Origin of the sequence: Siphonobacter sp., assembly GCF_048595215.1 — a bacterium.
In the GTDB taxonomy this organism is placed as follows: Bacteria; Bacteroidota; Bacteroidia; order Cytophagales; family Spirosomataceae; genus Siphonobacter.
Genome location: NZ_JBMDWJ010000133.1, coordinates 1 through 7464, shown reverse-complemented (window position 1 = coordinate 7464; position 7464 = coordinate 1). Strand labels below are relative to the sequence as shown.

The 7464-nt window shown below is 50.5% G+C and carries 6 protein-coding genes; all 6 read left to right on the top strand.

Annotated elements, in window-relative coordinates; genetic code table 11:
* On the top strand, positions 1 to 1965 hold a 1965-nt coding region (locus tag ACOJTG_RS07745; protein WP_420153282.1), incomplete at its 5' end, for a polysaccharide biosynthesis tyrosine autokinase.
* Positions 1966 to 1996: 31 nt separating this feature from the next.
* Positions 1997 to 2677 carry a sugar transferase gene (locus ACOJTG_RS07740; RefSeq protein ID WP_104715555.1) on the top strand — a complete coding sequence of 227 codons (681 nt, stop codon included), beginning with the start codon at positions 1997 to 1999 and terminating at the stop codon, positions 2675 to 2677.
* A gap of 137 nt (positions 2678 to 2814) precedes the next feature.
* On the top strand, positions 2815 to 3735 hold the full coding sequence (locus tag ACOJTG_RS07735; RefSeq protein WP_165796100.1) for a glycosyltransferase family 2 protein: 921 nt from the start codon (positions 2815 to 2817) through the stop codon (positions 3733 to 3735).
* Positions 3736 to 3762: 27 nt separating this feature from the next.
* A complete protein-coding gene (locus tag ACOJTG_RS07730; RefSeq protein WP_420153281.1) occupies positions 3763 to 5136 on the top strand; it encodes a flippase in 1374 nt (457 codons plus the stop codon).
* Between the two features lie 20 nt (positions 5137 to 5156).
* Positions 5157 to 6314, top strand: a complete 1158-nt coding sequence (locus ACOJTG_RS07725) for a glycosyltransferase family 4 protein (RefSeq protein ID WP_420153280.1) — start codon at positions 5157 to 5159, stop codon at positions 6312 to 6314.
* Between the two features lie 27 nt (positions 6315 to 6341).
* The coding region (locus tag ACOJTG_RS07720) for an O-antigen ligase family protein (protein WP_420153279.1) at positions 6342 to 7464 on the top strand (1123 nt) is incomplete at its 3' end.

Below are 7464 nucleotides of genomic sequence, written 5' to 3'. Positions count from 1 at the left end.
GCCTTGCAACTACAGACTAAGTACTACCACCAAACTTCATTTGGTAAGCGGGAAATCTTTCAGGAATCGCCCGTGACCGTTCTGGCCGAGAAGCCCAAGAATGCCCTGTATAAAAAACCCTTAGAGCTGAGTTTTCTCAATGAGAAGCAGGTGAATATCGACGGAAAGGTCTACCCGCTTAATGCGAGTATTCAATTACCTACCGGTCAGATCCGGGTACTCACTCGTCAGGCAGTCAACGCTCAGACCGAACCCTTAGTTGTACAGCTTCTTCCTCGAAACGCTGCCATTAAAGGTTATTTAAGTAATATGAAAGCGGAAGCTACCAGCAAAACTTCTTCCGTGGTACACCTGAAACTCGAAGATGCAGTACCGGAAAAGGCCGACGCCATTCTGAATAACCTGGCTAAAGCGTACAATGATCGGACGCTCGCTGATAAAAACCGCGTAGCAACGCAAACGATTCAGTTGATCGAAGACCGACTTCGGACGGTGTCGGGCGATTTGTCGAGCGTAGAAAAACGCGTCGAGCGGTATAAATCCGCTCGTTCCATTACCGATTTGGGCTCGCAGGCAGCTACTTTCCTGGAATCCACCCAGCAAAATGACAATCAGCTGAATCAAGTAAATATTCAACTGGCTACGCTGAACGATTTACAGAAATTCATCAGTACGCAGTCAGATGAGCAGGGGCTGACGCCCGCGACCGTAGGGTTGAATGATCCCGTACTGCTGGGGCAACTCGACAAGCTTTCCCAGTTGCAGTTACAGCGGCAGCAGCTTAGCCAGACAACTACCGACGCTAACCCTATGATTAAAGGCATGGACGATCAGATCCGGTCCACGCGGCAGAATATTAGTCAGAACGTACAAACAATGAAGACCATGCTGCTCAATTCCCAAAAGCAGTATGAACAGAAAAACACCCGACTCGAAAATAGCATTCGCGATATTCCTCAGCAGGAACGCTTACTCATCGACATCACGCGTCAACAATCCATTAAGAATAACCTCTACAATTACCTGTTACAGAAACGCGAGGAAATGGCCGTTGCCTTCGCCGCGAGCGTACCCGAAAATCATACCATCGACGCGGCTGAAAGCGGAGCAATGCCCGTGAAACCCGTAGGCGTGGTGATTTACGCCCTGTTTGGTCTGATCGGTTTTCTGGTACCCACGGCGGCAATTGCCAGCAAAGGAGCTCTCAATGGTCGCGTGATGCGTCGGGTAGACGTGGAAGGCGTAACCCGCGTTCCCATCTTGGGTGAAATCATGAAGAAACGGGAAAAAGATCAGCTCGTTATCGCTCAGCACAGCAAATCGATTATCGCCGAACAGATTCGTTCGATCCGTACTAACCTTCACTTACGCCGGGGTGAGATGGACGAAAGCCACGTACTGCTGTTCACCTCCAGTATCAGTGGCGAAGGAAAATCCTTCATCTCCATGAACCTGGGAGCCAGCCTGGCCTTGATGAAGCAACCGACCGTTATTCTTGAAATGGATATGCGGATGCCGCGGATTCACCAGGTGTTCGACGTACAGAATGATATCGGGATCAGCGATTACCTCAACGAAGAAGCCTCCCTCGAAGAAATTATCAAACCCGTTCCGGGCTACCCGAACTACTTTGTCATTCCGAGTGGTCCGCTGCCGTCTAATCCTTCGGAGTTGCTGAGCGGTCCCCGACTGCCCCAGCTCCTTCAGGAACTACGCGAACGCTTCTCGTACATCATCGTGGATGCTCCTCCGGTAGGTATTGTCACCGATGCTCAGCTGGTTTCGCCCATGGCCGATGCTACGCTGTTTGTCATCCGTCACGGCGTAACGCCCAAAACGGCTCTCAAGGAGCTAGACGTTTTGCATCGCGAACGCCGCTTCAACAACCTCAACATTATTTTGAATGGTGTAGCGGGTGGCGAATCGTACCACTACAACTACAAGAATAGTTACTCGTATAAATAGCGTTTGCCTTCATCCCATAACCTGCCATACGATGTCACTCACGATCAATAAGAAGGCTGTCCGAATACCGATTACCAATCAGACGCTGTTTACGCCTACGCACGCTCAACCCAATCCGACTCAGTTTTTCAAAAAACGGATGTTTGATTTGGCCGTGGCTAGTTCCGTAACGGTACTGGTGCTGGTGTGGCTGCTTCCCCTGATCAGTCTTCTCATCAAGCTGACTTCCCCCGGACCGATCCTGTTTGTTCAGCTACGCACCGGACGGAACGGCAAGCCCTTTCGCTGCTTTAAATTCCGGACGATGCGTTATGAGGAAAATGCTGATTTCAAACAGGCCACCCGAAACGACTCCCGCATTACGCCCCTGGGTCGTTATCTACGGAAAACCAACCTGGACGAAATGCCCCAATTTATCAATGTGTTACTGGGCGATATGAGCATTGTCGGGCCACGCCCTCATCCGGTAGCCTTGGATGCCCAGTATTGGCACTCGATGCCCGGCTACAAGGAAAGGTATACCGTACTTCCCGGCATTACTGGCCTGGCTCAGTCCCGGGGAGCACGTGGTGAAACCGAACATCTCAGTAAAATGAAACAACGCATTCGCTATGATCACCTGTACATTCATCGGCAATCCGCTCGGCTGGATGCTACCATCTGCTGGTGGACCATCAAAGCAGCTGCCACGGGTAATAAAAATGCCTTTTAGTATAAAGTCTTATTGAACCGCTATTTCAGTCTGCTTGCTGCTAAGCCCCACTGGTTTTATTGAAAGAGTTCCTTGTATCAGTCCGTTATCCCCCTTGTCCCTATGAACTATATTAAATGGATAACCTGGTATTTCGCATGAAAAAAGTAGCTGCCGTAGTAGTCACCTATAACCGGCTAGAAGACCTCAAAATTTGTATTACCAGTTTGCAGCAACAGACCTTTCCGGTACAAGCCATCTTTGTGATTAACAATGGCAGTACGGATGGTACGGCCGATTGGCTGGCAACCCAACCCGAACTGCTCGTAACGACCCAGGCCAACTGCGGTGGAGCCGGTGGATTCGCTACGGGTATCGAGACGGCCTACGAGGCGGAGTACGAGTGGATTTGGTGCATGGACGACGATTGCGTAGCGACACCGGGTGCCTTACGGGCCCTACTGGAATCGCCGAATATCGGACCTTGTATTAAAAATTGCGTATCGATCAGTAACAAGGATCATTCCGAATTGGCCTTCTACGTTGATCGACCCAATAAAAGTTATCGGAAAGTAACCGATATGACGCAGGTGGACCTGGTGTACGGCGTTGCTTCTTTTTTCAACGGTACACTCATTCACCGGCAGGTTATCAAACATATTGGCCTGCCCGACCGTAAGCTCTTTATCTGGGGTGACGAAGTGGAGTACATGACCCGGGCCATCAAAATGGGGTTTTCGGTAGTAACGGTTACTAATTCCGTCTTCTATCACCCCCCGTCCTTTGATCGAAATGGTATTCCCTGGCCCGGAGCCTGGAAACAGTACTACGCCGTACGAAACCAGCGACGCATTTTTCAGAATATGCACGGCAACAAGTACGGTATCATGGTTTTTCTGCAATGGTCGTTACGGGAGACTTTCGTACAACTCCGTTCCAAGCGAAAACACCGGATGTATGATTTTCTGATTTACGGTGAAGCGGCCCTTGACAGCATTTTTAACAATTTCAGAAAGTACCCCGATGGCATAAAAACGGTACGATTGTACCGCTTCCTTAATAAAAAAAGTACGGCCTAACGAGGCCCCATTAACCCGCCATTACCTATGATTGAAGAAAAAGTACTGGATGAACCCCTCATAGAAAAGCCCCCGGTTGCTCTCTCCAAGTCGACCCTGAAGCGGTTTGCCATTAACGTGGCTTCGCTCTTCAGCGTCAACGTGGCGAATATGCTGCTGCCCTTGCTTACGGTACCGTACGTGGTTCGCATCATCGGCCCCGAACGGCTGGGGTTACTCAACTTTTCCCAGGCCTACGTGGCGTACTTTACCTTATTGATCAATTATGGTTTCGATACGGCAGCGGTCCGAGCCATTGCCGCCGATCGCCACAACAAATCGCTGGTCAACCAGATTTTTAGTGAAGTCATGACGGGCAAAGCCCTGCTCTGGGTGCTTTCGACGGTCATCTTCGGAGGCATTACGTATTTTGTGGAGGAGTTTCGGACTCACTGGTGGCTGCACGTTTGTACCTACATCAGTTGTCTGGGCATAGTACTCTTTCCCATTTGGCTGTACCAAGCCATGGAAGATCTGGGACGAGTAGCCATTTTCAATACCATCGTCAAGGTACTCTTCACGTTTACAGTCTTCATCTTTATCCGTGAACCCAACGATTACATTTACCAGAACCTGTCGCTAAGCATCGCCCAAGTACTCATTAGCGTAGCTGCCTTTGTAGTAGCCTTACGGCGGTTTGATTTGACGTACACCTTCCCATCGATTGCTCAACTGCTGAAGCGTTTCAAAGACGATAGTACACTGTTTTTCACTTCGGTAGTAGCCACGATTTACGCGGGTTCCAATACGTTTCTGCTGGGAATTTTTTCAACGGCCTATAGCGTCGGGATTTTTTCGGCGGGGACTCGTATCGCGGGTATTACGCAGTCGTTCGTATCGTTGGCCCTGAGTCAGGCTTTTTTCCCCATCGTCGCCCGGGCTTTTGGTCAGGGTAAGGAGGCAGGGCTCAAAGTGGTACGGACGATCTTCTTCCCAGTCGTAGTACTAATGACCCTGATTACCATTGGATTGTATAGCATCGCTCCCCTCTTCATTCACCTGTTTTACGGCGATCAGTTTGAAGAAGCCGTTGTCGTCCTACGCATTGTATCGATTTTACCCATTACGCTGGGTCTGAATAATTTGCTGGGAGTTCATACCATGATCAACCTGCGAATGGATAAAGCCTTTTTCCGTATCTCTGCTCTCGCTTCTGTCATTAGTCTGGGCCTGAACGCTTTGCTCATCAAGCAATTGGGCCACATTGGTGTTTCGTACTCCTGGGTTGTCACGGAGATTTTCGTCATTCTGGCCTTTTACGTTCATCTGCGTTCGCAGGGAATTCAAGTCGTAAAGCTGGCCTACCTGCGGGAGGCGGTGGCTTTCAGTAAAGAACGCATTCAGAGTTTTCGGCAACGCTAACGTATTCAACCGACCACCCCATGAACGTATTAATCGCTACTTTCCTCGTTCCTACCTCGCCCTCGGGCGTGGTTACCTACTGCCGAACGCTGGTCAAGGACCTGACCCGCGAAGGCGTGCAGGTGACGCAGGTGGATGCCTCGCATACGCCTACCGTTTGGAAGAAAGTGCTCGGCGTACTCAAACGCATCATGCGTCCGCTGGGAGGAGCTTCCTGGGTGGTGTATGATGAGTTTGCCTATTTCACGGGTTTGTACCTGGCGACTCGCAAACTCCGGAATGCAGGTATCGACCTCATCCATGCTCAGGATGTACGCTCGGGGGTTGCCGCGTACCTGGCCCTGGGCCGCCGGACACCCATTGTACTGACCTGTCATTTCAACGACGATCCGGTCAAGGAACTGGTATTGGCGTATGCCCTAAAACCCTGGTTTACCCGCCAACTTACGGCCTGGTACACCTACCTGTTCTCGTACGTGAAGAATTACGTATTCGTTTCCAACTACGCTTATACTCAGTCGCGGCACCTGTTACCACAAGACCTTACCAAACGTGTACTGCCGAATACCGTACAACTTGAAGGAACGTTCGTTTCCCGGACTCCCTCCCCTACCCTGACGATTACAAACGTAGGTCATATTGACGAACGCAAGAATCAGAAATTACTGATTGAAATCGGTCACGAATTACGCTTGCGTAACCTTTCCAATTTCAACATCTGGCTGATTGGCGATGGTCCCAAACGGCAGGAGTATGAGCAACTCGCCGAAACGCTGGGCTTGAAAGAACAGGTGAAGTTTTACGGACGGCACACCGCTCCCTGGCAGCTCGTCGCTCAGAGTGACCTGTACATTCATACGGCCCTGAACGATAACTGTCCGTACTCGATCATTGAGGCTTTTGCGGTGCAGACGCCCGTACTGGCTTTGCCCGTGGGAGGTATCCCAGAAATGTTACCCGAATCGAATGGCCCGTTGCGGGGTACTGACGCCCGGAGTCTGGCCAATGAGATTGCTCCGTATTTCGAAGCCAACAAGCGAAAGAGTCTAGCCGAAGCTCAGGCCGTTCACGCCGATTACAAATTTAATCATCGCAAGTCCGTCAACGAGTTACTTCATTTTTACCGACAAACGGTTCAGGAACCCTCGTTAGTTACGGCACAAGCCATTCCTGTTTAATAGGTCGAACCGCCCACAAGCCCTTGTATGGTCTGGATATATCGCATTCTTTTATTCGTACTTCTGTTTGGGGTCAGTGCTCTCAGTCACGGGGGCAATACGCTGAGCCCTTTTCTGGATAAACTTACCAACGTGGTGGCCCTGATTGGCATCCCCGCCCTGGTAGTTTGTTACTTACATTATCCCACTTTCTTTAAAGTGATGGCCTGGCCGATGTTTCTGGGCGTCATCCTGCTCGTACTCGAATCGAAGTACCTCTACGGTACCTGGATGTATTCGTACTTCGTCATCAAGCGGTTCTTTTACAGTGGACTGGCGATGGTCACGTACTACGTGGCTACGCAGGCCCGACCGTTTAAACTCAAGTACGCCAACTGGTTAATTTTTAGCTTTTACCTGATTAATCAGATTTTCCTCGGGCAAATTTTCTCGTACAGCCTGACCTCCGAAAGCCGTACCGTTACCGCTCCCGAAGCCCTGTACCTGACCATTCCCTTCCTGTACTACATGATCACGTACTTACGGGAACACCGGCTCTCCGACTTTTTTAAATCCGTACTGACCTTCGCTCTGATTGTCTTTTTGCTACACCGCTCGGTTATCTCGGCGGCGGGTGCGGCGGCGTTTCTACTGGTGGTGTTTGGTTTGTTTGGGAAAATTACGGAACAGGCTTTACCGCTGGGCAAGACGCTCGGTACCTTTTTAGTAATGCTTGGCTTACTGGCTCCGGCGGTTACGCTGCTACCCGAAGCCAAAACGCAGGCCTTCCTCGATAACGTTGGAGGTATTCTTGATCCCAAGGAAGATGAAACCGGTAGCTGGCGACTCGAACAGTCGGAGTTTTACCTCAGTAAGATTCCGGACCGCTTGCTGTTCGGCTGGCGGTACGAAGGGTACGACCGGGGCGAGATCATGGAGAACGAAGACTTTCCCGAAAAAGGCACCATCATTCACTCGCAGTACATCGACATGCTGTACAACTACGGAGCCGTGGGCCTCTTCCTGAATTTGCTACTGATTGTCGGTACGCTGGTGGTTATGTACCGTCGCAACGAGGTTTTCACCACCGAACAATCCACGCTGTTTGGCTTCCTCATCAGTGGACTGTTTTTCAGCATTTCGTACCAGTTGCCCGTGTACTTCTGGGGTT

Coding starts and splice junctions, on each gene's coding strand:
- ACOJTG_RS07740 (WP_104715555.1), top strand. CDS start 1,997: ATGTCACTCACGATCAATAAGAAGGCTGTCCGAATACCGATTACCAAT.
- ACOJTG_RS07730 (WP_420153281.1), top strand. CDS start 3,763: ATGATTGAAGAAAAAGTACTGGATGAACCCCTCATAGAAAAGCCCCCG.
- ACOJTG_RS07725 (WP_420153280.1), top strand. CDS start 5,157: ATGAACGTATTAATCGCTACTTTCCTCGTTCCTACCTCGCCCTCGGGC.
- ACOJTG_RS07735 (WP_165796100.1), top strand. CDS start 2,815: ATGAAAAAAGTAGCTGCCGTAGTAGTCACCTATAACCGGCTAGAAGAC.